Source organism: Caryophanon tenue (assembly GCF_001700315.1).
GTDB classification, from domain to species: Bacteria; Bacillota; Bacilli; order Bacillales_A; family Planococcaceae; genus Caryophanon; species Caryophanon tenue.
Window position 1 is genome coordinate 225744 of the sequence record NZ_MASJ01000001.1, and the last position, 25154, is coordinate 250897.

Below are 25154 nucleotides of genomic sequence, written 5' to 3' on the forward strand. Positions count from 1 at the left end.
GTCCTCCTCATTGTTGGTCATGTATAATACGTAATATTTTGAAGGATTGTTACAAAGAATCTTCTATTAAATATCCTTTTTGACGTAATGCCTCAATTGCTTGGTCAAGTGCTTGTTCAGAAGGGGCACATAAAACATGTAAATGCGTACCGCCTGTTAATGATGATAAATATGAGGCATTTGATGCAGTAACCTTTTCGATAAAGTCACGCACTTCATGACGGTTTGAGACGTGCATGCGCGCAGTAATTTCACCGTATACAGGGTGCTCGACTGTGACGCTTTTAATCGTGACACCAAAATCAACAATCGTGAACATTTCATCTTCGGTATCTGCTTGTGTATGTAAACAAGCAATAGTTCGTTCAAACTGTGGCGTTTCAGCAGATTGTGCTAAATAGACATAGCCTTGACTTGTCGATAAAATTGGCTCATGACGTGCTTTTAAGAGCGTGATATCGTTGACAATTACTTGACGCGACACGTTCGCGAGCTTCGCGAGGTCTGTTCCGGTAATCGGCGCAGTCGCTTGTTTTAAATGGTTGAGTAATAAATTACGGCGTTGTTCGCCTAATATTTTTTTCATAATGATGAACCTCCAACAGACAAAAAATCATTACACTTATTGTAGCATGAAATGATGTTAGATTTGCTCATTTTCATGTAGAGACAAAGGCAAACGACGCATAAGTATGCTATAATCGAAATCGGTAAAAGAAAGGGCGAAAGTATGTACGATTATTTAATTGGTAATGTCACACGTATTACCCCAGAATATATAGTAGTAGAACAAATGCAAACAGGCTGGCAAATCTTCACGCCAAACCCATATGCATTTACAAAAAACGATACTGTACAAGTTTTTGTACATTTAAGTGTGCGTGAAGATGCGCACACATTATATGGTTTTCAAACATTAAACCAACGTGATTTATTCCGAAAGCTAATTCAAGTGTCAGGCATTGGTCCGAAGGGTGCGCTAGCGATTTTAGCGACAGGTGAGCCAAGTCATGTGATGCAAGCGATTGAATTAGAAGACGAAGCGTTTTTAATTAAATTCCCAGGTGTCGGCAAAAAGACAGCGCGACAAATTATTTTAGATTTAAAAGGCAAATTAGGTGCATTAATGGACGAAATTACTTTACCAAGTTCTGATACCGAATTGCCGTTATTCGGTGTGAATCCGTATGAAAATGAATTGGAAGAATCATTATTAGCGCTTGCGGCTTTAGGATACTCAGAGCGTGAGTTAGCGAAAGTGAAACCGAAATTAGAAGAATGTGACACATTAACGACAACAGATGCATATATAAAAGAGGCATTAAAATTATTGTTGAAATTAACATAAAGGAGGTAGCTGATAATGTCAGATCGAACAGTTTCGGGAGAAGTATCAAGTTTTGATGAGCAGTTTGAACTGTCGTTACGTCCACAACGTTTAGCGCAATATATCGGTCAACATAAAGTGAAAGATAATTTACGTATTTTTATCGATGCGGCAAAAATGCGTGAAGAAAGCTTAGACCATGTATTACTTTATGGGCCTCCAGGGTTGGGAAAGACAACGCTCGCCTATGTCATTGCGAACGAAATGCAAGTAGGGGTTCGTATGACAAGCGGCCCTGCAATTGAACGCCCTGGCGATTTAGCGGCCATTTTAAGTGCACTTGAACCAGGAGATGTGTTGTTTATTGATGAAATTCATCGCTTGCCACGCGCGATTGAAGAAGTGTTATACTCTGCAATGGAAGACTTTTGTTTAGATATTGTTGTCGGGAAAGGGCCAGAAGCGCGTACGGTACGTTTAGATTTACCACCTTTTACATTAGTTGGTGCAACAACACGTGCGGGCGCTCTTTCTGCACCACTTCGCGACCGTTTTGGTGTATTATTACGTCTGGAGTATTATGACGATGATAGCCTAGCGGAAATCGTTCGTCGTAGCGCGACATTATTTGATGTTACGATTGATACACAAGCGTCCGATGAAATTGCGCGTCGTTCTCGTGGGACCCCGCGTATTGCGAACCGTTTATTAAAGCGGGTGCGTGATTATGCACAAGTACTCGGAAACGGGGACATTACACATGGTTTAGCGAACCAAGCATTAGAGCTATTACAAGTAGACCCCCGCGGCTTAGACCATATCGACCATAAACTTATTCAATGCTTAATTGAGCGTTTCCGTGGCGGTCCTGCAGGTGTTGATACACTTGCTGCGTCCATTGGCGAAGAATCAATGACGATTGAAGATGTATATGAACCGTATTTAATGCAAATTGGCTTTTTACAGCGTACGCCGCGTGGACGAGTTGCCACGTATTTAGCGTATGAGCATTTTGGCTATGAACAGCCACAATCATAAATAGAAAGAAGTTTTGAATGATGAAAGTAGAAGATTTTGATTTTCACTTACCGGAAGAATTAATTGCACAAACACCATTACTTGACCGTACAGCGAGTCGCTTAATGGTTGTGGATAAACAAGTAGGGGAAGTAGAGCATCACCATTTCCCACAAATTTTAAACGAGATACAAGCAGGAGACTGTTTAGTATTAAATGATACTCGCGTATTACCAGCGCGTTTAATGGGTACAAAAGAACCGACTGGCGCGAACATTGAGTTATTATTACTCAAGCAAAATGAAGAAGATGTTTGGGAAACGTTAGCGAAGCCAGCAAAGCGCGTAAAGATTGGTACGGTTGTGAGCTTCGGTGATGGCTTACTTCAAGCGGAATGTATCGGGGAGCTTGACCACGGCGGACGTATTTTTAAATTCATCTATGATGGTATTTTCTATGAAATTTTAGATCAATTAGGTGAAATGCCGTTACCACCGTATATTCGTGAAAAGTTAGATGACCAAGACCGCTACCAAACAGTGTTCGCAAAAGAGCGTGGCTCAGCCGCAGCACCGACGGCAGGTTTACATTTTACCGAAGAGATTTTAGCGGCAATTCGCGCAAAAGGTGTTGAAATTGTCTTTATTACACTACATGTTGGACTTGGTACATTCCGTCCAGTAAGTGTTGATGATATTGATAATCATGATATGCACTCAGAGTTTTATTCGGTAACAGAGGAAGCGGCAGCCATTATTAACCGTACAAAAGCAAATGGCGGCAAAGTCATTTCAGTTGGTACAACATCAACACGTACACTTGAAACGGTGGCAAGCCGTCATAACGGTCAAATTGTGGCGGAGCAAGGCTGGACATCGATTTTCATTTACCCAGGCTATGAATGGAAATGTGTCGACGGTTTACTGACGAACTTCCATTTACCGAAATCTACACTTGTGATGCTTGTATCGTCACTTGCGAATCGTGACCTTATTTTAGATGCGTACGCTAAAGCCGTTGACGAAAAATATCGTTTCTTCAGCTTTGGAGATGCAATGTTTATACGACCTGTGCGATAATAGTACCATTGTGTATTTTTTGCATAATCAGGTGTCGCTTCGTATTTCGAGAAAACAGGGAATACAAGAGCACCTATAAAAACGAAGTACTGTTTTTACTTTAGTTTTAGGAGAGAATTAATCATGACACAACCACCAATTCGTTACGAGCTTATTAAAACATGTGCACAAACAGGCGCACGTTTAGGGATCGTACACACACCACACGGTTCATTTGAAACACCGACATTTATGCCTGTTGGCACACAAGCAACGGTAAAAGCAATGTCACCAGAAGAGTTAAAAGAAATGAATGCCGGCATCATTTTATCAAACACATATCATTTATGGTTACGTCCAGGGAATGACATCGTGAAAGAAGCGGGCGGCTTACACAAATTTATGAACTGGGACCGTCCAATTTTAACAGATTCAGGCGGCTTCCAAGTATTCTCATTAAGTAAATTCCGTAAAATCGAAGAAGAAGGCGTACATTTCCGTAACCACTTAAATGGTGATAAGTTATTCTTATCTCCAGAAAAAGCGATGGAAATTCAAAACGACTTAGGCTCAGATATTATGATGGCATTTGATGAGTGTCCACCATTCCCAGCAACACATGAGTATATGTTAAAGTCTGTAGACCGTACAACTCGTTGGGCAAAGCGTTGTAAAGAAGCACATCAACGTCCAGACGAGCAAGGTTTATTCGGAATTATTCAAGGTGGCGAGTATGAAGATTTACGTCGCCGTTCAGCAGAAGCGCTAATTGAATTAGACTTCCCAGGTTACGCAATCGGCGGTTTATCAGTAGGTGAGCCAAAAGATATTATGAATAAAGTGCTAGACTTTACAGCACCTATGATGCCAGCTGATAAGCCACGTTATTTAATGGGCGTTGGTTCACCAGACTCATTAATCGACGGTGCAATGCGCGGTATTGATATGTTTGACTGTGTATTACCAACACGTATTGCACGTAACGGTACACTGATGACATCTGAAGGACGTATGGTGATTAAAAACGCGAAATTCGCGCGTGATTTCCGTCCAATCGATGAAAACTGTGATTGCTACACATGTAAAAACTACACACGTGCGTATGTACGCCATTTATTACGTACGGAAGAAACATTCGGCTTACGTTTAACGAGCTACCATAACTTACGCTTCTTAATTAACTTAATGGAGCAAGTGCGTGAAGCAATTCGCGAAGACCGTTTAGGTGATTTTAAAGAAGAGTTCTTTGAAAAATACGGCTATAATGTACCGAACCCGAAAAACTTCTAATTTGATAGAAAAAAGTTTGGGACAATAGGAAACATCTTTCAGCAATAAGTATTGCTGAAGGATGTTTTTTTGTTACGTGCTATGCCACAGAAACGAATGTGGTTTCCGCTACTGTTGCTGAAGTCGCCGCTTGTGTTGTCACGAACTTGTACATGTAGGGTAGATAGATGAACAGATTCTTCTAGAGCAGTATGTTCTATCATAAACCCTTTCTTTTTCCGACATGCTCCTTTTAGCACGTCTGTGTATTTTCTAGCTTTTTTACAAAAAAATCGAAAAAAACGTGTGTAAAAACGAGCCATTTTTGCATGAAATAGCTTATACTTAAAGGGTGAGTTTTTTGGAAGGGAGGATGAAGACAAGATGGAAACATTAATTAGTTTATTACCGATTATTATTATGTTTGTGGCAATGTGGTTTATTTTAATCCGCCCAGCACAAAAACGTCAAAAGCAAACACTCGAAATGCAAAATAGCATCCAACGTGGCGACCGTGTTGTAACGGTTGGTGGTTTACACGGTACAGTAGAAGCGGTAGACGATACAACGGTGATTGTGAACATTGCTGAAGGTACAAACGTACGCTTCGAAAAAGCAGCAATCGGTCGCGTTGACAAATAAAAATAAAGAGGGCTACCAATGCGAGTTGGGACGCTCTTTTTATTTTGACGTAAAATGGAAATAATACGCATTCTATTTAAGTAAAAGGTAATGATATCCAAATAGGGATACGTCAGGAGATGAAGTAATGCAGTATGAACAGCAAATGAACTACGTTAAACCAGCGCTTGAAAGTAAGGTTAGTGAGTGTCAACAACTGGGATATCCTCATATTACGATTGACCATCTTTGGCGATATTGTGTCGAATATAAATGGCAACATCTTGATATTCCGACATATGCAGTACATAAAATGGTTGCGAGTATTTTTACGGTACAAGTAGCAGAAATTCATCAATATGATAAGTTAACTGCTCAACAGCAAAACGTCATGTTTCAAAATGTGACAGTCGACGAAATGACTGCGTTACTTGCAAAAGGATAAAAGTATAGAAAATTTACGAATTTTTATTATGAGGTCGTTTGACACAAGCGAGAACGTGTTTCATAATGAATTTGTTGCGCTTTTTTCGTCAGTCAAATTGATTTGGCAAAAAGGATATCATATTGATAGTCCTGTTGGATACGAGGCACACACTCGGCAACTTTTTGTACGTGAAAACGTCAAAGTTGAAAGTGCGATGGTTTCGTATGAATTGAGGAGGATTTTACATGAAATTAAGAAGCCGTATTATTGCGTTCATTTTGATCGTAGCAGTACTCGCAGGTTCGATGAGTACAACGGTGCAAGGCATTCTAGGTGACATTAAGCTCGGTCTAGACTTGCAAGGTGGCTTTGAAGTACTGTATGAGGTGCGTACATTAGATGGCGATAAACCATCGTCAGACACACTCGCAGATACAACAACCGCTTTAGGCAATCGTATTAACGCGATTGGGGTTAGTGAACCTAGCATTCAGGTAGAAGGGGAAGACCGTATTCGTGTGCAGTTAGCGGGCGTTGAAGACCAAAACTCAGCACGTGAAATTTTATCGAGTACAGCGAACTTAACAATTCGTAACGTCAATGATGAAGTACTACTTGATGGTTCAGATTTAAAAGAAGGTGGCGCTGCAGCATCATTTGATGAGCAAAACCGTCCAATTGTTACACTAACATTAAAAGATGCAGATAAGTTTGGTGAAATTACACAGGCATTAGCGACGAAGCCAGCCGGTGAAAACTTACTCGTTATTTGGTTAGACTTTGAAGAAGGTGTTGATTCATATGCTGCAGAAGCGATGAAGCCAGAGCCGAAATTCATTTCTGCTGCATCGGTAACACAAAAATTACAAACGACTGATGTTATGATTTCAGGGTCATTCACAGTAGAAGAAACAAAGCAAATTGCAGGTGTACTTGATGCAGGTGCATTACCGGTGCAATTAACAGAGATTTACTCAACATCTGTTGGTGCACAATTCGGTGAGCAAGCATTAGAAGATACAGTGCTTGCAGGGATTGTCGGTGTATTAGCAATCTTCGCGTTTATGTTATTCTACTATCGTTTACCAGGTTTCGTATCCGTTATTACATTAACTGTGTTCACATATTTAGTACTATTAATCTTTGACTGGATTAATGCAGTATTAACGTTACCAGGTATTGCCGCGATCGTACTCGGTATCGGTATGGCGGTAGATGCGAACATTTTAACGGCGGAACGTATTCGTGAAGAATTACGTGTCGGTCGCACGATTAAGCAAGCATACAAATTAGGGTCAAAACAGTCACTAACAGCTATTGTTGATGCGCAGTTAACAACATTATTAGCAGCTGCTGTATTATTCTATTTTGGTCAAAGCTCTGTAAAAGGATTTGCGACAACGTTAATCATCTCGATTTTATTAAGCTTCGTAACAGCTGTATGGGGTTCTCGTGTATTAATAGGGTTACTTATTAACAGCGGTTACTTTGATAATCCAGCTTGGTACGGCATTTCAAAGGCGAAGCAACATGCGCCAGAAGAAAATGTCGATACATTGGATTTAACAACGAAGTTTGACAAAATTGATTTTGTAGGCAACCGTAAAAAGTTCTACACGTTATCAATGGGGATTTTAATAGCTGGTGCAATTGTCATTGGTATATTCAAATTGAATTTAGGCATTGATTTCTCAAGTGGTACGCGTGTTGAGATTTTAGCAACAGAAGAAGTAACACAGCAAGAAATCATTGATTATTTAGAAGAGATTGGTCATCCGTCAGAAGATGTTGTTATTTCGGGTGATGATAAAGATACAGCCGTTATCCGCTTTAAAGAAGACTTCTCTCAAGCGGAAACACTGGCATTTAAAGCACAAGTGGCAGAAGATTTCGGAGCTGAGCCAAGTGTCAGCAACGTATCGCCAACAGTTGGACGTGAGCTTGTGAAAAATGCCATCATGTCATTAGCGATTGCTGCATTAGGCATTATCATTTATGTAGCGATTCGTTTCGAATGGCGTATGGGTGTGGGTGCGATTGTATCGTTACTGCATGACGTATTCTTTATTGTTGTGGCATTCTCAATGTTCCGTCTAGAAGTAGACTTAACGTTTATTGCCGCAGTGTTAACCATTGTCGGTTACTCAATTAACGATACAATTGTTACGTTTGACCGTATTCGTGAAAACGTCGACCGTGTCGGGGAAATTAAGACGAAGGAAGAGTTAGCGCTTGTCGTGAACAAATCACTTCGTCAAACAATGGGACGTTCGGTAAATACGGTATTAACAGTTATTATCGTTGTTGTAGCATTAATTTTCTTAGGTGCTCCGTCGATTCAAAACTTCTCGATTGCGTTATTAATTGGTTTAGTAACAGGCATGTATTCTTCAATTTGTATCGCTGCTCAAATTTGGTACACGTTAAAAGTGCGCGAAATGGACAAAAAGGGCGGTTCAGTGAAGAAGAAAGAGAAAAGTTCTTGGGGTTCAGATGAGCCAGTAGTATAAATGATTTTCAATGCTTGCGCTTTGCTGCGCAAGCATTTTTTTGTTCACGCAAATCAGGTTTATAAAGCGCCAACAATTGGGAAAAGAGCCATGAGGTGATAAAATATGAAGATACAATGGGCATTAATTTTAGGACTTATTTTTGCAATTATTATTGCACTTTTTGCGATGGTGAACATTGAAGATGTACCGGTAAATTATATGTTTGGGGAAGCGTATTGGCCACTGATTTTAGTCATTTTAGGCTCAGCGTTAATCGGTGCTATTATTAGCGCATCGTTTTCACTTGTACGCATTTTTTCATTGCAACGTGAAGCGAAGCAATTACGTAAACAACTTGACCAAAAAGAACCGGAATTACAACAGGAGTTACGCGAATTACGTGAGCTGCTCGCATTGAAAGATGCAGAATTAACACGCCGTAATGATGAGTTTTATACGTTAGAGCAGCGTGTAATGAACAAAGATCCGATGCTTCTTGATAAATCGGAGCGATGATAAACAAACGAGACACACGAAAAAGCACAGCTTTTTTCGTGTGTCTTTTTTATAGTGTCTCCTACCTTCACGATGTATAATAAAGGGCGTGAAGGAAGTGAAGGCATGATTCAGTCAAAAAAGAAATGGCATATACAAAAGCCTGATGACCAAATTGTCCAAACATTAACGACAGGTTTAGGCTTATCAACAATGGCTGCGAAAATTTTAGCAGCGCGCGGTTTTACATCCATTGAGCAAGCAACATCTTGGTTACACATGGATGAGCAAGCGATACACGACCCATTTTTAATGAACGGTATGGACGAAGCAGTATTTCGCATTGAGCAAGCTTTAGATGAAGGTGAAAAAATATTAGTATATGGTGACTATGACGCGGACGGCGTAACTAGTACAAAAGTCCTGTTAGATGTGTTGTATGATTTAGGTGCAGATGTAATCTTTAAAATCCCAAACCGTTTTACACACGGGTACGGTCCTCATATTGATTTATTCCAAGAAGCGTATGATGAAGGCGTCCGTTTAATTATTACGGTAGATAACGGTATTTCGGCAGTTGACCAAGTCCGCTATGCAAAAGACTTAGGTATGGATGTCATTATTACAGATCATCATGAGCCAGGGGATGTATTACCAGAAGCGGATGTTATTTTACATCCACGTGTACCAGAGGACAGTTACCCATTTGGCGAGCTTGCGGGTGTAGGTGTTGCATTTAAGCTAGCACATGCATTGTACGGGGAGCTACCAGAGCATTTATTTGAGTATGTCGCAATTGGTACAGTAGCGGATTTAGTACCGTTAGAAGGCGAAAACCGTTATTTCGTAAAACGTGGTTTAGAAGCACTTCGTCATTCCTATAACCCGTGGGTACACGCAATGTGTGAGGTGTCTGGACAAGACCAACAAAAAATTGATGAAGAATCGATTGGCTTTTTATTTGGTCCACGTTTAAATGCGGTAGGTCGTTTAGGAGAAGCACGCCCCGCAGTTGAGTTATTAATGAGTGATGATGAAACAAAGGCAATGGCACTTGCAAAAACATTAAATGATGCGAATACCGACCGCAAAGATTTAGTGAAAACAATTACCGATGAAGCCATTGCAATGATTGAAAGTGATGACGTATTAAAAAATAGTTTAGTACTGGTTGTTGCGCAAAAAGGGTGGAATCCAGGTGTTGTTGGGATTGTGGCGTCTCGTTTAGTCGAAGAATATTATAAGCCAACAATCGTGCTGTGCATTGACGAAGAAAAAGGGACAGCAAAAGGTTCTGCACGTAGTATCGAAGGCTATCATTTGTATAATGAATTAGCGAAAAATCGTGATTTAGTACCGCATTTTGGTGGGCATCCAATGGCAGCAGGGATGACATTCCCAGCAGAACATGTTGATGAATTACGACGTCGTTTAGATACACAGGCTCGAGCTTGTTTAACCGAGGAGCAGCTACAAGCAAAATTATTCGTTGATATTCCATTAACACTTGAAGAAATTACGGTTGATGCGATTGAAGATATTGCAAAACTTGGCCCGTTCGGTATGCATTTTGCCAAACCTATATATGCACTTGAACAAATGCAAATCGCGTCGATGAAAAAAATTGGTGCAGCACATAATCATTTGAAATTAGAAATTACAGACGGTGCTTTGTCGATTGATGCGGTGAGCTTTAATAATGGTCATTTAGCAGATGAGTTGACATATGGTGTCAATGTGTCGTTTGTCGGGGATGTTTCGATTAACGAATGGCAAGGACGTAAAAAGCCACAATTTAAAGTGAGTGATGTGCAGTCTGAAGAATGGCAACTATTTGATATTCGGGGCATTCGTCAAACGTCTCGCTGGTTGCAGCAACTACCGATTGAAGATGTACAATTTATTGCATTTGAGGATGTCACAATTACACATTATGCGTCGTTATTACCGAAGCCGATTTTGCATGTACTACGCAATGATGAAGAAATTAGTACGCATGGATTTGTTGTATTGCTTGATTTGCCACAAAATGTTCAAATGTTGCAGACACTATTATTGGAAAAAAAGCCGGCTCGTATTTACGCACACTTTTTTGTGAAAGATTCGCACTATTTTAGTGGAATGCCGTCACGTGAGCAGTTTGCGTGGTTTTTCAAATTATTAAAGCAAAATCCGAATCTTCATTGGAGGGAACATTTCCCAAAAATTGCGACCCAATTTGGAATTCAAGAAGATTTATTAAAGTTTATGACAAAGGTGTTTTTTGAGTTAGAATTTGTTAGAATAGATAAAGGTCTGATCTCTGTGAACCCATCACCACAAAAGATGGCATTAACAGAAGCACCAGCATACAAAGAGCGTCAGTCGCGCATTGAATTAGAGCAATTACTTTTATATGCTCCGTATGCCGAACTTAAGCAGTGGTTTACTGCTAATATGCACAATAACAATATGTAACAAAATGGATGCACTTGCATTCTCACCGTTCTTGAGGAGGAACAATAAATGGATTTAAAGCAATATGTAACAACGGTTGAAAACTGGCCAAAAGAAGGCATTAGTTTCAAAGACATCACAACAATTATGGATAACGGTCCTGCGTACAAATACGCAACAGACGAAATCGTAGCATACGCGAAAGAGCGCGGTGCAGAAATTATTGTAGGTCCTGAAGCTCGTGGTTTCATTATCGGTTGTCCGGTTGCTTACGCTTTAGAAATCGGTTTTGCACCAGTGCGTAAACCAGGTAAATTACCACGTGAAGTCATTTCAGCAGATTACGGTTTAGAGTACGGTACAGATACATTAACAATGCACAAAGATGCGATCAAACCAGGTCAAAAAGTATTAATCTGTGACGATTTATTAGCAACAGGTGGTACGGTTGAAGCAACAGTGCGTTTAATTGAAGAATTAGGCGGCGAAGTAGTCGGTGCTGCATTCATCATCGAATTACTAGACTTGAACGGTCGCGAAAAAATTCAAAACGTTGATATTAAAACATTAATTCAATACTAATTACGATAAAATAGTAAGGAAGGGCTTATTCGAGAAAGGTTTCTCGGATAAGTCCTTTTTGTCGATTTGACGACAAAAGCAAACAGTCATTCATTCTGTCAAAGAGTGTGTTACAATAAACAGAACAGTCTTACTTTAGAATAATTATAAACTGACAACTTTACAAAGCACTGTCCTTTTTTTACAATAGTGTATACAATGATTCGAAATAATGATGAGCAAGGTGGGCAAGGTATGGCGAAAGAGCACATTATGACTCCAGAAGAAGTTTTCGGAATGGTCGAAACCTATATGAACGCACAAAACGTTGCGTTTGTGAAGAAAGCATACGATGTGGCACGTGATGCACACATCGAGCAATTCCGTAGCTCGGGAGAACCGTATATTATTCATCCAGTCCAAGTGGCTGGTATTTTAGCAGAGCTGCAAATGGACCCTGAAACGGTTTCAGCAGGGTTTTTACATGACGTTGTAGAAGATACAACGGTTACACGTGAAGATATCGTAGAGCAGTTTAATGAAGATGTTGCCCTTCTCGTTGACGGGGTAACCAAATTAGAAAAAATTAAGTATATGTCAAAAGAAGCGCAGCAAGCGGAAAACCACCGCAAAATGGTTGTTGCAATGGCACAAGATATTCGTGTAATTTTAATCAAGCTAGCAGACCGTTTGCACAATATGCGTACATTGAAGCATTTGCCAACCGAAAAGCAGCGCCGTATTTCTAAAGAAACATTAGAGATTTTTGCACCACTTGCTCACCGCCTTGGAATTTCAAAAGTGAAATGGGAGCTTGAAGATACAGCACTACGTTATTTAGACCCACAGCAATATTACCGCATCGTGAGTTTAATGAAGAAAAAGCGCAATGAACGTGAAGCATATTTAGATAATATTATAGCTGAAGTGCAGTCCCAACTAGATGACGTGGAAATTCAAGCGGATATTTATGGGCGTCCAAAGCATATTTATAGTATTTACCGCAAAATGCAAATGCAAGAAAAACAGTTTAATGAAATTTATGATTTATTAGCAGTGCGCGTATTAGTCGATAGCATTAAAGACTGTTATGCGGTATTAGGCATTATTCATACATTATGGAAGCCGATGCCAGGTCGTTTTAAAGACTATATTGCGATGCCGAAGCAAAATTTATATCAATCGCTGCATACAACGGTCATCGGTCCATATGGTGACCCATTAGAAGTGCAAATCCGCACAAAGGAAATGCATAAATTTGCAGAATACGGGGTTGCGGCACATTGGGCGTATAAAGAAGGACGTACAGTGGAGTCTCATAAAGAAACGATTGATCAAAAACTAACGTGGTTCCGCGAAATTTTAGAGTTCCAACAAGATTCATCGGATGCGCAGGAGTTTATGGAGTCACTGAAGTTCGATTTATTTTCGGACATGGTGTATGTCTTTACGCCAAAAGGTGATGTTATTGAATTGCCAGCTGGTTCTGTACCGATTGACTTTGCGTACCGTGTCCACTCAGAAATCGGCAATAAAACAATTGGCGCAAAAGTAAACGGTAAGATGGTACCGCTTGATACGGAGCTTCATACCGGTGATATTATTGAAATTTTAACGTCAAAACAGTCATTTGGTCCGTCACGTGATTGGTTAAAGCTCGCGCAATCATCGCAGGCGAAAAATAAAATTAAGGCGTTCTTTAAACGTCATTTACGTGAAGATAATATTGTAAAAGGGAAAGAAATGGTTCAGCAGGAGCTAAAATCCCAAGAGTGGGACGCAAAAGAAATTTTCACACCTGACAATATTAAACGCGTCTATGAAAAGTTTAACTATACGCATGAAGATGATATGTACGCTTCTGTCGGTGTTGGCGCGATTACCGCACAACAAGTCATTAATCGACTAGCAGAGAAGCAGCGGAAAGAGCGTGAGCAAGAAGAGGCTCTTGAAAAAATTCAAAAAGAAATGAAAAACCCACAGCAACAAAAACGTACAGAAACAGGCGTAATTGTACCAGGGCTTGAAAACTTACTCATTCGTTTATCACGCTGCTGTACACCGGTACCAGGCGACGAAATTGTCGGCTTTATTACAAAAGGGAGAGGTGTATCGGTTCACCGTGCAGACTGTCCAAATATCCATGCAGAAGGACATGAGGAGCGTTTAATTGATGTGCAGTGGGAGTCGAACTTAGCACCAAATCGTAAAGAATACCCAGTAGATATTGAAATTTCTGCATATGATAGACCGGGTATTTTAAATGAAGTGATGCAATGTGTAAGTGAAACAAAAACAAATATTAATGCGGTAAATGGACGTTCGGACCGTGAGAAGATCGCGACAATTCATTTAACGATAGGTATTTCCAATGTCGCGCATTTACACAAAGTCGTCGAGCGCATTAAACAACTGCCGGATATTTATTCGGTGCAACGCGTTATTAATTAATGAAATAGACGGCAAAGCGATGCATTCGCTTTGCTGTTTTTATGTGAAAAGGAGAAAGAAAAGATGAAAATTGTTTTACAGCGTAGTCATGCAGCATCGGTAACAGTGGAGGGACAAGTAACAGGAGAAATTGCTAAAGGGTATGTGTTACTTGTTGGCATTACAGCAGAGGATACAGACGAAGACATTGCCTATGCTGCGAAAAAGGTGGCAGAGTTGCGTCTATTTGAAGATGCAGAGGGCAAAATGAATTTAGGCATTAAAGAAGTCAGTGGACAAATTTTATCGGTGTCGCAATTTACATTGTATGCTGAGACGAAAAAAGGGCGCCGTCCAAGTTTTACGAAAGCTGCACATCCAGATTTTGCAAAGCCGATGTGGGAAAAATTTAATGATGTATTACGCACACAATATGAGTTGCATGTAGAAACAGGCATTTTTGGTGCGATGATGGATGTGCAATTAATAAATGATGGCCCAGTAACAATTATTTTAGATACACACCAACGTTAAGTGTAAGGATTATTTTTGTTATTTAATAGGTCAAAAGTCTTTTTGTAGATACGTAAATACGGTGCGTAGTCCATGCATTTGGTTCAAAGTTCCGATGTGATTTGTTAGAAGTTCCCATAATATGATGAATAAATTGTCATTTGTTTTAGGAGGGAATGTTCATGAGCCAAGCAGCTCGACATATGAAACGCGCACATCAGCTGAATTTACTGATGATTTATATTATTGTTGTCATGGTTGTTTTGCCATTTATTTTTGAATTTGGTTTGATGCCGACATTGCAATATTCAATTGCAGGAACGACCATTATTGTGCTGGCAACGATTAATTATCGCATTCGTTATGCAGACCATATGAAAGCACTACTCTTTCCGGCACTACCGTTAGTTGTCATTATTGCTTTATTCTATTTAGATGGTTTTGCCATTAATAAACATTATTTTTTAGTCATTACATTGATGATGGCGGCGGTCTATTTTAATCGTCATATTTTATGGCAATATAGTATTTTATTGTTAATTGGTTTACTAGTCATCTATATAGGAGCACCTGCTGGATTTTTAGGTGAGAACAATCGTTTAACGGTATTTGTAACCGTATTTGTCGTGTATATGGGCATGATTGCGAGCTTGTATTTTATTACCATATCAGCAAGTAAATTTATTGAAGAAGCGGAAGCAAAACATAAACAGTCAGAAGCGCTACTACAGCAACTTGAAGAAACGTTGCAAGCGGTTAAGCATGGCGCAAGCACCGTACAACAAGAAGCAACAGAAGTAGAACAACATATGCAAACGATGCAACTAAGCAGTGAAGAAGTGTTAAATAGCACGACAGCCATTGCGGCACAAATTGAGCGTGAAGCAACGACGATTGCACAAGTGTATGCAAAAGTGCACGACTCGTCTGCACAAATTAACGATTCAATTGAGGCCACAACAGAAGTAGCCGCGCAAGCGATGAAAATGGTCGATGTCATGCAAGAAACATCGGAGCGTACGACAACGGTCACGACCTATATGGAAACGGTACAACAAACGGTGACCGCGACAACACAAACCGTTGATGGGCTTATGCAGCGTTTAGCAGAAGTAAATGAGCTGTTAGGTGGCATTCGTACTGTGGCAGACCAAACGAATTTATTAGCGTTAAATGCGGCGATCGAATCGGCGAGAGCAGGAGATGCAGGAAAAGGGTTTGCGGTGGTTGCGGATGAGGTACGAAAGTTAGCGGAGCAATCTGCACAGTTAACGCAACATATTTATGATGTGACGACACGCGTGATGACAGAAGCAACCTCAGCACAACAACAAGCACATGCTGGGCATGAAGCGGTAGAAAAGGGCAGTGCGTTGTTACGAAATATTGCACAGCAATTAGAAATGACCGCTGAATCGGCGACTGAAACGAGTGCACAGCTGACAAACAATACACGTCAACTTGAAGGTGTGGCGACAGTATTTACGTATTCGAAAGAGCAGTTGCAACAACTAGTCCAATTATCTGAGGAAAATACACAAATTACGGAAGAAATTGTGCAAGCGTTAGCACAAGAAGCTTCTTGGATTGGACAAGTCGTGCAAGCAACTGGTGAGTTACGTAATTTAAGTGATGAGTTACATCAGTTAAGTAATACCAAATCATAATAGTAAAAAAGACTCCTCGAAACGTTGAATATTTCGAGGAGTCTTTTTATGCGGCTTATTTAATTAAAGAAATCAAGAAGTCCGCGGTATAAACCGTAAGCTGCTTGGTCTTGGAACTGACTTGAACGTAATATTTGTTCTTCAGAGCTGTTTGATAAATAGCCCAGCTCAACAAGTACCGCTTTTTGACGATTTTCTCGCGTAATATAATAGTTTCCAAATTGTGCGCCGCGACTTTTAATCGTTAATTGTGAGGCAAGCCCATCGTTTAGCGCTTCTGCCAAGTCTTGTTGATAGCTATTTGTGTAGTATGTTGTAAAGCCACGAATTGAATGGTCTTCATGTGCATCGTGGTGAATGCTGACAAAGGCATCCGCTGCGTATTGATGCGCAATGGATACACGGGATGGCAGCGACATATATTTATCCGATTCACGCGTCATAACAACATCTGCACCTGCTGAACGTAGCTTCGAAGCAAGTAAAACAGAAACTTGTAAATTTACTTTTTTCTCAAGCGTGTTACGTACACCAATTGTGCCACTATCATTTCCACCGTGTCCAGGGTCAATCACAATTGTTAAACCGCGTAATGTACCTGGCTGACGGCTTTTTTTCGCTGCTGTATCGCCTTGGATAGCGGATGTAACAACCGATGACGCAATAAATGCAGGCTGTCCATTGTACGAAATTTTATACCAGCCGTCTTGTTCACTAACCGTTGTAAATGTTTCACCCGCATCTACACGCGCGAGAACGTTGTAGTTTGTGGCAGGTCCAGTCCGTAGGTTTGTGCCATTATAAATCGTTTGAATTTGTTTTGTGCTAGGTGTTGCTGATGTATTGAGTGATTTGCCGCCTTCGGATAACGTGCCGTAAAAGCTATACACCCAACCAGTTTTGCCTTGCGTATACTCAATTTGAATCCATTGATTCGATTGTTTTAACACATTGAACGTTTGTCCTTTTTGAACAGTAGCTAATTTTTTAGCGCGTAATGAACTGTCTTCACGAATATTTAATACAGGTACTTCGACCGTAAATGTTAATGCATCATTTGACGTATTTGTCGTTGTGTTGTCATTTTTAAAGGCAATATAGTCTTTCGATACCCAACCTGTAATACCATTGTGCTGAATTTGAACCCAATTTGATTTTTCTTGTAACACCGTTGCTTGGCTGCCTAATGATAGCTGTCCAAGTACGCTTGAAGAAATAGAGGCTTCCGCACGAATGTTTAAATTATTCGCTTGTGATACAGCCACTTTTGACGTTGTTCCTTGTTTCGTTGTATTTGATACAACAAGCCAAGACGCAACCCACCCTTTGTGATTGCCACTTGCTACTTGAATCCAGTCGCCTTGACGGTCCAACGATGTTAGCACTTCTCCACGTTGTAACGAGGCAATAACGCTATACGATAAGCCAGGTCCGCTACGCAAATTCACTTCATCTGCGCCAACGATTAAATCATTCGACGCTTTTATAATAGACGTATTAAATGACGTTGCAATCGTAAGAAGTAAAATGGCTGCGATAATGATTTTCATCCATTTATGTAACATGCAAAACCTCCTATTATGTAGAGTCATGTTGTACTACGTATAAGAGTATACAGATATTTTCACAAGATTTTAAGGGCAAATATGCCGTTTTTTCATGCATTTAAAGAATTAAGTTGACATTCTTATAGTCCATTATTAAGATAAAGTGTAATCAATTATAAAAAGCCAATGACGGAGCAAGTAGTTTTTACAGGTGTGGTTAAAAGAGAGAAAAGACATGGCTGAAATCTTTTCCGAAGCACGTAACGACGAATAACACTCAAGAGGCGTTTTTTCGAAAAGTGACATACTTAGTAGGGGAAGCCGGCGAATCGACCGTTATTCGATAATGAAGGGGGCATAGAGCGTATTTCTATGTCAACTAGGGTGGAACCGCGGAAGCTATTATTCAGCTCTCGTCCCTAGCGTATGTAAACGCTAAGGACGGGAGCTTTTTGTATTTTTTTAGAAAAAGAAACCATTAGCGTAAACATCAACAAATTTACAAGGAGGCTATTACGATGAGCTTTAAAGTACCTAAAGGCACACAAGACATTTTACCGGGACAAACGGAAAAATGGCAAAAAGTAGAACGCGTTATTCGCGACTTATGTAATGTATATCGTTATAACGAAATTCGTACACCGATGTTTGAATCAACAGAGTTATTCCAACGTGGTGTTGGTGATACGACCGATATCGTACAAAAGGAAATGTACACATTTGAGGATAAGGGTGGACGTTCATTAACGTTACGTCCAGAAGGTACAGCGTCGTCTGTTCGTGCATACGTGGAGCACAAAATGTTCGGTAGTGCCGACCAACCTGTAAAGCTTTATTATACAGGTCCAATGTTCCGTTATGAGCGTCAGCAAGCGGGGCGTTACCGTCAGTTCGTTCAATTTGGGGTAGAGGCAATTGGCTCAAAGGACCCTGCAATTGATGCAGAAGTAATGGCACTAGCGATGGATGTGTATAAAACACTTGGCTTAACAGAATTAAAATTAGTGATTAACTCACTTGGTGATAAAGAAACACGTGATGCACACCGCGCGGCATTAGTGGAACATTTCGCACCAGTAAAAGACGAGCTATGTGCAGATTGCCAAAGCCGTTTAGCCAAAAATCCGCTACGTGTACTTGATTGTAAAGTGGATGCAAAACACCCAGCAATGGCAACAGCACCAGCGTTAACAAATTATTTAACAGCTGACTCTGCAACGTACTTTGCGGATGTGAAAAAGTATTTAGATATTTTAGGTATTCCGTACGAAGTGGATCCAAACTTAGTACGTGGCTTAGATTATTACAATCATACGGCGTTTGAAATTATGATTACAGGTGACGGCTTCGGTACGATTACAACGCTTTGTGGTGGTGGTCGTTACAATGGTTTAGTTGAAGATATTGGTGGTCCTGAATCACCTGGTATTGGCTTTGCGATGTCGATTGAGCGCTTATTATTAGCACTTGAAGCGAAAGGTATCGAGCTTGAAACAGAAAATAATTTAGATATGTATGTAGTGGCGATGAATGAGGAAGCGAAAGCAAAAGCAGTTGAGCTAGTGGCGAACTTCCGTAAAGCAGGGATTACAGCAGAGATGGATTATTTAAACCGTAAAATGAAAGCACAAATGAAAGCCGCAGACCGACAAGCAGCCAAATTTGTGATTGTTTTAGGAGAATCTGAATTAGAACAGCAAGCCGTTAATGTGAAAACGATGGCAACAGGTGACCAACAACAAGTGGCATTTGCAGATTTAGCATCGTTTGTACAAGCAAATAAATAATAACAGTAGGGAGCAAAAGACAATGGCAAAACGCACACATGCTTGTGGCGAAGTAACAGTTGCACAAGTAGAACAAGAAGTAGTATTAAAAGGGTGGGTACAAAAACGTCGTGACCTTGGTGGATTAATTTTCATAGATATGCGTGACCGTTCTGGTATCGTACAAGTGGTATTTGGCGACCACGCAAAAGAAGCACTTGAAATTGCAGACAAAGTGCGTAGCGAATATGTAATCGAAGTTGTAGGGACAGTTGTAAAACGTGATGCAAGCCAAGTAAATCCGAACGTGCCAACAGGCGAAATTGAAGTATTAGCTTCTTCATTAACAATAATTAATAAAGCAAAAACAACACCATTTGCCATTGAAAATGATGTAGAAGTAAACGAAGATTTGCGTTTAAAATACCGTTATTTAGATTTACGTCGCCCAGTTATGTACGATACATTCAAAATGCGTTCTGACGTAACACGTACAATTCGTAACTTCTTACAAACAGAAGGCTTCTTAGAAGTAGAAACACCAATCTTAACGAAATCAACGCCAGAAGGAGCACGTGACTATTTAGTACCATCTCGTGTACACGATGGTGAATTTTATGCTTTACCACAATCGCCACAATTATTTAAGCAATTATTAATGGTTGGTGGTTTCGAGAAATACTTCCAAATCGCTCGTTGCTTCCGTGATGAAGATTTACGTGCTGACCGTCAGCCTGAGTTCACACAAGTAGATATTGAAACTTCATTCATGTCAATGGATGAAATTTTAGAAATGAATGAACGTTTAATCCAAGCGGTCATGAAAGACGTAAAAGGTGTTGATATTCCAGCACCATTCAAACGTATGCCATACCAAGAAGCGATGAGTCGTTTCGGTTCAGATAAGCCAGATGTACGCTTCGGTTTAGAACTAGTAGACGTTTCAGACGTTGCTGCTGCGACAGGTATGAAAGTATTTGAATCAGCTGTTGAAGCGGGCGGCGTTGTTAAAGCGATTAACGTAACGGGTTCTGCAGATAAATTTACACGTAAAGACTTAGACGGCTTAGCTGAATTTGTAGCTATCTATAAAGCAAAAGGTTTAGCATGGTTAAAAGTAACAGAAGAGGGCGTACAAGGTCCGGTTGCAAAATTCTTTACTGAAGAGTTAACAGCGCAATTACTTGAAAAAATGGATGCAAAAGCAGGCGATTTATTATTATTCGGTGCAGACCAATTTAATATCGTTGCAGATGCATTAGGCGCATTACGTTTAAAATTAGGCCGTGAGCTTGGCTTCATTGATGAAACACGTTATGAGTTCTTATGGATTGTTGACTGGCCATTATTCGAATACGACGCAGAAGAAGGTCGCTACTATGCAGCGCACCACCCATTCACACGTCCATTCGATGAAGATATCGCATTAATGGATACAAACCCAGCAGCAGTACGTGCACAAGCATATGATATCGTGTTAAACGGTTATGAGCTTGGTGGCGGTTCATTACGTATTTTCGAACCAGAATTACAAAATAAAATGTTCGAATTACTTGGATTCTCTGAAGAAGAAGCACATGCGCAATTCGGTTTCTTATTAGAAGCATTTGAGTACGGCGTTCCTCCACATGGTGGTTTAGCATTCGGTCTTGACCGTTTTGTTATGTTACTTGCTGGTCGCACAAACTTACGTGACACAATCGCGTTCCCGAAAACGGCAACAGCAAGCTGCTTATTAACATCAGCACCATCAGAAGTATCAGCAGCACAATTAGACGAGTTAAGCTTACGCATTAGCGCAACCGCTCGTAAATAAATAATCGTTACACGTAAAAAGTGGTATGAGAACGTAGAAAATTTCTCATACCGCTTTTTATTTAGTCGGTTTTGTGATGATGAAGTAGCACTCATTGATAAGAGTGAAAGTAGATTTATTACGACAAAAAAGTCATTTTTTCATATATATTTGAAACAAAATAAAGTGACGAATGACTTAAAATATTGGTTCTTTACAGAAGATATATAATATTTCTAGCAGAATTATAGGCTTTCGCATCATTTTTCAGAAAAATTAAACAAAATGATGGCGTAATAAAATATGTTGTGATAACATAACTGTAATAGCGAATCACACTTATCTATATCCAAACCCTTACGTATTTATTTGACCGAACATTTGAACATAGGGAGCTTAACATTTGTGTTACAGCGAACATGCCCCAATGGAGCGGGAAGTTTAATGTAATCGTGCGGGCACCCACCTGCTATCGAGCGGGTTCAAGATTTTGTAAGGGGTAGATAAGCTGTGGTTCGTTTTATGTTGTAGTCTACAATGAAACCGTATTTTTCATAAAAATAGGTTGATGAACATAATTATACTTTGCTAGTGCATGACGACATAAGATTGTGAAATAGTATAAAGCCCATATAATATCCTTCAGCAATTCCACTGCTGAAGGATATTTACTCTTGTCTCACACTGCTTGTTGTACTTAGCCTGTTATGACAACAGGATGTAAGGAAGAAAATGTCGATTTTGTTACAAAATTACGACAAAATTTGTACGAATATTAGTGAGAATATTGTACAGGAACATATTCATACGCTATTATAAATTGCAATGTAAACATTACATAGACATGTAAACTAGGAGTGAACACAAAACGATGGATATTCGTTATTTTGATGATCGTACAGCGCTTTACACAGCGGTAAGCGAACATTTTCAACAAGCAGTTGCAAACGGTGCAACAACATTTGGATTAGCAACAGGTGGCACGATGGAGCCATTATATGAAAACTTACGTAACAGTGACGTGGATTTTTCAACATGCACAAGCTTTAACTTAGATGAGTATGCAGGCATTGATAAAAACTCACCACATAGCTACTACACATATATGCATGAGCAATTATTCAATGCAAAACCATTTGCAGCGTCATATGTACCTGTAGGCGATGCAGACGATGTAGACGCAGAAGCGCGTAAATACGAAGCGTTATTACAAGCAAACAAGCGTCACATTCAATTATTAGGCGTTGGAGAGAACGGACATATTGCTTTTAACGAGCCAGGTACATCATTTGATAGTGAAACACATGTAATTGAATTAACGCCATCAACGCGTGAAGCCAATGCACGTTTCTTCTCATCTTTAGATGAAGTACCAACACATGCTGTTACAATGGGCATTGCATCAATTTTAGATGCAGACGAAATTATTTTAATTGCTTGTGGTGAAAATAAACGCCAAGCAATGGAAGCACTTGTTGACGGAAACGTAACAGTAGAAGTGCCGGTATCGATTTTAAACAATCATCCAAACGTCGTGATCTACACAGATTTAAAATTACCAGTAGCGATAAAATAATTAATCGCATGCTAATGAGGCAATGATGGTGCACTAATCCATCATTGCCTTTTTCATATACGTAATTCGTCATAAATCGGTCAACGTGTATCGCCATAGTTTTTAGGAATGTTGCTTGCTAATTCCGATAAATTTAGTTATATTTTAAACGACGTAAATTTTTGCGCAGTTATATAATTAAAGGTGGAATGACAAATGCTACATCAATTTTCTCGTAACGAGCTTGCGATTGGGACAGAGGGCTTGGAGAAATTAAAAAATACAACAGTCGCGATTTTAGGTGTCGGTGGCGTAGGGTCATTTGCAGCAGAAGCATGTGCGCGCAGTGGCGTAGGTCGCATTATTTTAGTCGACAAAGATAATGTAGATATTACAAATGTAAACCGTCAATTAGTCGCTTATTTATCAACAGTAGGTCAATCAAAGTCAGGTGTAATGAAAGAGCGTATTGCTGATATTAACCCTGAATGTGAAGTTATTGATATGCATATGTTCTATACAGAAGAGACATATGAGGAGTTTTTCGCACAAGGGATTGATTACGTAATTGATGCAAGTGATACAGTTATGTATAAAATTCACATTATGAAGGAATGTTTAAAGCGTAACATTCCAATTATTTCAAGTATGGGTGCAGCGAATAAAATGGACCCAACACGTTTCCAAATTGCCGATATTTCAAAAACGCATACAGACCCACTTGCAAAAGTGATTCGTACGAAATTACGTAAAGAAGGCATTAAAAAAGGGGTAACGGTTGTGTTCTCAGATGAGTCACCAATCGTTGTACGTCCAGACGTTGCACAATACGTTGGGAAACCAGAAGCGGAAATTCGCAAAGCGCAATTACCGCCATCATCAAATGCGTTTGTACCATCAGTTGCCGGCTTAATCGCAGCAAGCTGGGTGATTAATACGATTTTAAAAGATGTAACGATTACACGCGTACAAGGTTAATCGCGTACAGTTGACTTGTTTAAGAGCAATCTTAAGCAAGTCTTTTTCAATTGAAAGGAGTGATGAGCGGTGGAAACAATGCCAAAATTAATATATAACGGATTAAATATGATGGATGAAATGGGTGTTGTTCAAATTACATTTGATACAACTGCCAATCGCATCCATGTTTTGGATAAACAGTATGTATGTGAGCCAGCATACGATTATCAAAAGAAAGCGTATACATTTTCAGATGAAACATTCGCATGTGCAAAGGTACTGTTTCATAAGAAGTACATACTAATAGATATTATTAATTTTGAGGAGTGGATTAAAAAAGTTGACTGGGTATTTTACTCAAATAAAAGCGTTATTTTACGCTATGTAGACGCCCGCTGGTACGAATATAATTGGAAAAGCCAGCAGTCATTTTTGTACAAAAATTATCAGTGGAAGCATTGATAATGTAAATGGTAAAAAAAAACATATGATGAAGAAGATTTGCATTTAATGTTAATGAATGCTGTTTTTCTATGTTTTATTCACAAATTTGCCTTATTTCAGACAAGCGCCTCGTTTTCAAATAGTTCACTGCTATAATATTTTGTGGGGGAAGTAGAATGAATAAGGGGATGACCATATATGGAAATGAAAACGAAAAACAACAGAGTTGATTTAATGTCAGTTCGAGAATTCGTCGATGAAATCGTTTTTAATCATATCGATACATCGAATAATTATGAGCAGGCGTATAAAGCGTTGGCACCGAAATTGGATGAAGGATTAGCGTATTTAAAAAAATATATGCAAGAAAATAATGGGGAACTCCCAAAAAGTAATACGTATTGGACTTTATATGCCACGCTTATATCAAAAATTTCTTATTTCACGGCATTTTCTATGTGGAAGCTACAAAAAGGAACAGTGGACGAAATCAATACGTTATTTTTAGCGAGCGTATATGTCCTTCCGAATAAAGCGACAGCAGTTAATGAAGAAATTTTGGAAGATGTTTCGGCAAATTATACCGTCTTCCAACAGGAACAACAATTTGACACAGTTATTGATTTACACAAAGAAGCATTGAACAGAAATATGACAACAGCAGATTGCTTGTCATATATTGTGAAACACTTATTATAAATAGACGTATAACACGGCACTCATAACAACGCGGACGAATTGATTTCGTTCGCGTTTTTTCTATGTTGTCATAAT

The 25154-nt window shown here is 39.6% G+C and carries 21 protein-coding genes, 1 other RNA gene and 1 other annotated feature; of the genes, 20 read left to right on the plus strand and 2 right to left on the minus strand.

What is annotated here, in order from left to right:
* Nucleotides 1–49: 49 nt before the first annotated feature.
* Entirely contained in the window at nucleotides 50–586 is a 537-nt protein-coding gene (locus tag A6M13_RS01010) for a transcription repressor NadR (protein ID WP_066542250.1), read from the minus strand.
* Nucleotides 587–730: 144 nt separating this feature from the next.
* Here A6M13_RS01010 and ruvA point away from each other — a divergent pair, with 144 nt between their 5' ends.
* The 13 genes from ruvA (at nucleotide 731) to A6M13_RS01075 (ending at nucleotide 16313) form a co-directional block, all read left to right on the plus strand.
* The gene (gene ruvA, locus A6M13_RS01015; RefSeq protein ID WP_066542251.1) at nucleotides 731–1348 is read left to right on the plus strand and encodes a Holliday junction branch migration protein RuvA; all 618 of its coding nucleotides are present in this window, start codon (nucleotides 731–733) and stop codon (nucleotides 1346–1348) included.
* 15 nt (nucleotides 1349–1363) lie between these two features.
* On the plus strand, nucleotides 1364–2365 hold the full coding sequence (gene ruvB, locus A6M13_RS01020) for a Holliday junction branch migration DNA helicase RuvB (protein WP_066542252.1): 1002 nt from the start codon (nucleotides 1364–1366) through the stop codon (nucleotides 2363–2365).
* A gap of 20 nt (nucleotides 2366–2385) precedes the next feature.
* Nucleotides 2386–3423 carry a tRNA preQ1(34) S-adenosylmethionine ribosyltransferase-isomerase QueA gene (gene queA, locus A6M13_RS01025; protein WP_066542253.1) on the plus strand — a complete coding sequence of 346 codons (1038 nt, stop codon included), beginning with the start codon at nucleotides 2386–2388 and terminating at the stop codon, nucleotides 3421–3423.
* 123 nt (nucleotides 3424–3546) lie between these two features.
* A complete protein-coding gene (gene tgt, locus A6M13_RS01030) occupies nucleotides 3547–4692 on the plus strand; it encodes a tRNA guanosine(34) transglycosylase Tgt (protein WP_066542254.1) in 1146 nt (381 codons plus the stop codon).
* Nucleotides 4693–5055: 363 nt separating this feature from the next.
* The gene (yajC, locus tag A6M13_RS01035) at nucleotides 5056–5313 is read left to right on the plus strand and encodes a preprotein translocase subunit YajC (RefSeq protein WP_066542255.1); all 258 of its coding nucleotides are present in this window, start codon (nucleotides 5056–5058) and stop codon (nucleotides 5311–5313) included.
* A 127-nt stretch (nucleotides 5314–5440) separates the two neighbouring features.
* Nucleotides 5441–5737 carry a post-transcriptional regulator gene (locus tag A6M13_RS01040; RefSeq protein ID WP_066542256.1) on the plus strand — a complete coding sequence of 99 codons (297 nt, stop codon included), beginning with the start codon at nucleotides 5441–5443 and terminating at the stop codon, nucleotides 5735–5737.
* Between the two features lie 227 nt (nucleotides 5738–5964).
* Entirely contained in the window at nucleotides 5965–8229 is a 2265-nt protein-coding gene (gene secDF / locus A6M13_RS01045) for a protein translocase subunit SecDF (RefSeq protein ID WP_066542257.1), read from the plus strand.
* Nucleotides 8230–8334: 105 nt separating this feature from the next.
* Entirely contained in the window at nucleotides 8335–8727 is a 393-nt protein-coding gene (locus A6M13_RS01050) for a LapA family protein (RefSeq protein ID WP_066542258.1), read from the plus strand.
* Nucleotides 8728–8832: 105 nt separating this feature from the next.
* Complete coding sequence (recJ, locus tag A6M13_RS01055; RefSeq protein ID WP_066542259.1) at nucleotides 8833–11163, plus strand: single-stranded-DNA-specific exonuclease RecJ; 2331 nt, start codon at nucleotides 8833–8835, stop codon at nucleotides 11161–11163.
* A 48-nt stretch (nucleotides 11164–11211) separates the two neighbouring features.
* Nucleotides 11212–11724 carry an adenine phosphoribosyltransferase gene (locus tag A6M13_RS01060; protein ID WP_066542260.1) on the plus strand — a complete coding sequence of 171 codons (513 nt, stop codon included), beginning with the start codon at nucleotides 11212–11214 and terminating at the stop codon, nucleotides 11722–11724.
* A gap of 234 nt (nucleotides 11725–11958) precedes the next feature.
* Nucleotides 11959–14154 carry a RelA/SpoT family protein gene (locus A6M13_RS01065; RefSeq protein WP_066542261.1) on the plus strand — a complete coding sequence of 732 codons (2196 nt, stop codon included), beginning with the start codon at nucleotides 11959–11961 and terminating at the stop codon, nucleotides 14152–14154.
* A 63-nt stretch (nucleotides 14155–14217) separates the two neighbouring features.
* Nucleotides 14218–14667: a D-aminoacyl-tRNA deacylase gene (dtd, locus tag A6M13_RS01070; protein ID WP_066542262.1), complete on the plus strand. Its 450-nt coding sequence runs from the start codon at nucleotides 14218–14220 to the stop codon at nucleotides 14665–14667.
* 161 nt (nucleotides 14668–14828) lie between these two features.
* A complete protein-coding gene (locus A6M13_RS01075) occupies nucleotides 14829–16313 on the plus strand; it encodes a methyl-accepting chemotaxis protein (RefSeq protein ID WP_066542263.1) in 1485 nt (494 codons plus the stop codon).
* Nucleotides 16314–16372: 59 nt separating this feature from the next.
* Here A6M13_RS01075 and A6M13_RS01080 read toward each other — a convergent pair whose 3' ends face one another.
* Nucleotides 16373–17878, minus strand: coding sequence for an N-acetylmuramoyl-L-alanine amidase family protein (locus A6M13_RS01080; RefSeq protein ID WP_066542264.1), 1506 nt, complete (start codon nucleotides 17876–17878; stop codon nucleotides 16373–16375).
* Between the two features lie 159 nt (nucleotides 17879–18037).
* Nucleotides 18038–18284 (plus strand) — a binding site (T-box leader).
* A gap of 94 nt (nucleotides 18285–18378) precedes the next feature.
* Between A6M13_RS01080 and hisS the strand changes: the two genes are divergently transcribed.
* From hisS to A6M13_RS01115, 7 genes are all read left to right on the plus strand, one after another.
* Nucleotides 18379–19647 carry a histidine--tRNA ligase gene (gene hisS / locus A6M13_RS01085; protein WP_066542265.1) on the plus strand — a complete coding sequence of 423 codons (1269 nt, stop codon included), beginning with the start codon at nucleotides 18379–18381 and terminating at the stop codon, nucleotides 19645–19647.
* Nucleotides 19648–19669: 22 nt separating this feature from the next.
* Nucleotides 19670–21442 (plus strand): aspartate--tRNA ligase, encoded by a 1773-nt coding sequence (gene aspS, locus A6M13_RS01090; protein WP_066542266.1) that lies wholly within the window; start codon nucleotides 19670–19672, stop codon nucleotides 21440–21442.
* 311 nt (nucleotides 21443–21753) lie between these two features.
* Nucleotides 21754–21937: non-coding RNA, 6S RNA (gene ssrS / locus A6M13_RS01095), on the plus strand.
* Between the two features lie 355 nt (nucleotides 21938–22292).
* Nucleotides 22293–22997 (plus strand): glucosamine-6-phosphate deaminase, encoded by a 705-nt coding sequence (locus tag A6M13_RS01100; RefSeq protein WP_066542267.1) that lies wholly within the window; start codon nucleotides 22293–22295, stop codon nucleotides 22995–22997.
* 195 nt (nucleotides 22998–23192) lie between these two features.
* A complete protein-coding gene (locus A6M13_RS01105) occupies nucleotides 23193–23954 on the plus strand; it encodes a tRNA threonylcarbamoyladenosine dehydratase (RefSeq protein ID WP_066542268.1) in 762 nt (253 codons plus the stop codon).
* 69 nt (nucleotides 23955–24023) lie between these two features.
* Nucleotides 24024–24398 (plus strand): hypothetical protein, encoded by a 375-nt coding sequence (locus A6M13_RS01110; RefSeq protein WP_066542269.1) that lies wholly within the window; start codon nucleotides 24024–24026, stop codon nucleotides 24396–24398.
* 180 nt (nucleotides 24399–24578) lie between these two features.
* Nucleotides 24579–25079, plus strand: coding sequence for a hypothetical protein (locus tag A6M13_RS01115; protein WP_066542270.1), 501 nt, complete (start codon nucleotides 24579–24581; stop codon nucleotides 25077–25079).
* Nucleotides 25080–25154 lie beyond the last annotated feature (75 nt).

What these genes read in the sequence shown, in the direction of transcription:
- A6M13_RS01010 (WP_066542250.1), bottom strand. Translation starts at nt 586, where the DNA reads ATGAAAAAAATATTAGGCGAACAACGCCGTAATTTATTACTCAACCAT.
- ruvA (WP_066542251.1), top strand. Translation starts at nt 731, where the DNA reads ATGTACGATTATTTAATTGGTAATGTCACACGTATTACCCCAGAATAT.
- ruvB (WP_066542252.1), top strand. Translation starts at nt 1,364, where the DNA reads ATGTCAGATCGAACAGTTTCGGGAGAAGTATCAAGTTTTGATGAGCAG.
- queA (WP_066542253.1), top strand. Translation starts at nt 2,386, where the DNA reads ATGAAAGTAGAAGATTTTGATTTTCACTTACCGGAAGAATTAATTGCA.
- tgt (WP_066542254.1), top strand. Translation starts at nt 3,547, where the DNA reads ATGACACAACCACCAATTCGTTACGAGCTTATTAAAACATGTGCACAA.
- yajC (WP_066542255.1), top strand. Translation starts at nt 5,056, where the DNA reads ATGGAAACATTAATTAGTTTATTACCGATTATTATTATGTTTGTGGCA.
- A6M13_RS01040 (WP_066542256.1), top strand. Translation starts at nt 5,441, where the DNA reads ATGCAGTATGAACAGCAAATGAACTACGTTAAACCAGCGCTTGAAAGT.
- secDF (WP_066542257.1), top strand. Translation starts at nt 5,965, where the DNA reads ATGAAATTAAGAAGCCGTATTATTGCGTTCATTTTGATCGTAGCAGTA.
- A6M13_RS01050 (WP_066542258.1), top strand. Translation starts at nt 8,335, where the DNA reads ATGAAGATACAATGGGCATTAATTTTAGGACTTATTTTTGCAATTATT.
- recJ (WP_066542259.1), top strand. Translation starts at nt 8,833, where the DNA reads ATGATTCAGTCAAAAAAGAAATGGCATATACAAAAGCCTGATGACCAA.
- A6M13_RS01060 (WP_066542260.1), top strand. Translation starts at nt 11,212, where the DNA reads ATGGATTTAAAGCAATATGTAACAACGGTTGAAAACTGGCCAAAAGAA.
- A6M13_RS01065 (WP_066542261.1), top strand. Translation starts at nt 11,959, where the DNA reads ATGGCGAAAGAGCACATTATGACTCCAGAAGAAGTTTTCGGAATGGTC.
- dtd (WP_066542262.1), top strand. Translation starts at nt 14,218, where the DNA reads ATGAAAATTGTTTTACAGCGTAGTCATGCAGCATCGGTAACAGTGGAG.
- A6M13_RS01075 (WP_066542263.1), top strand. Translation starts at nt 14,829, where the DNA reads ATGAGCCAAGCAGCTCGACATATGAAACGCGCACATCAGCTGAATTTA.
- A6M13_RS01080 (WP_066542264.1), bottom strand. Translation starts at nt 17,878, where the DNA reads ATGTTACATAAATGGATGAAAATCATTATCGCAGCCATTTTACTTCTT.
- hisS (WP_066542265.1), top strand. Translation starts at nt 18,379, where the DNA reads ATGAGCTTTAAAGTACCTAAAGGCACACAAGACATTTTACCGGGACAA.
- aspS (WP_066542266.1), top strand. Translation starts at nt 19,670, where the DNA reads ATGGCAAAACGCACACATGCTTGTGGCGAAGTAACAGTTGCACAAGTA.
- A6M13_RS01100 (WP_066542267.1), top strand. Translation starts at nt 22,293, where the DNA reads ATGGATATTCGTTATTTTGATGATCGTACAGCGCTTTACACAGCGGTA.
- A6M13_RS01105 (WP_066542268.1), top strand. Translation starts at nt 23,193, where the DNA reads ATGCTACATCAATTTTCTCGTAACGAGCTTGCGATTGGGACAGAGGGC.
- A6M13_RS01115 (WP_066542270.1), top strand. Translation starts at nt 24,579, where the DNA reads ATGGAAATGAAAACGAAAAACAACAGAGTTGATTTAATGTCAGTTCGA.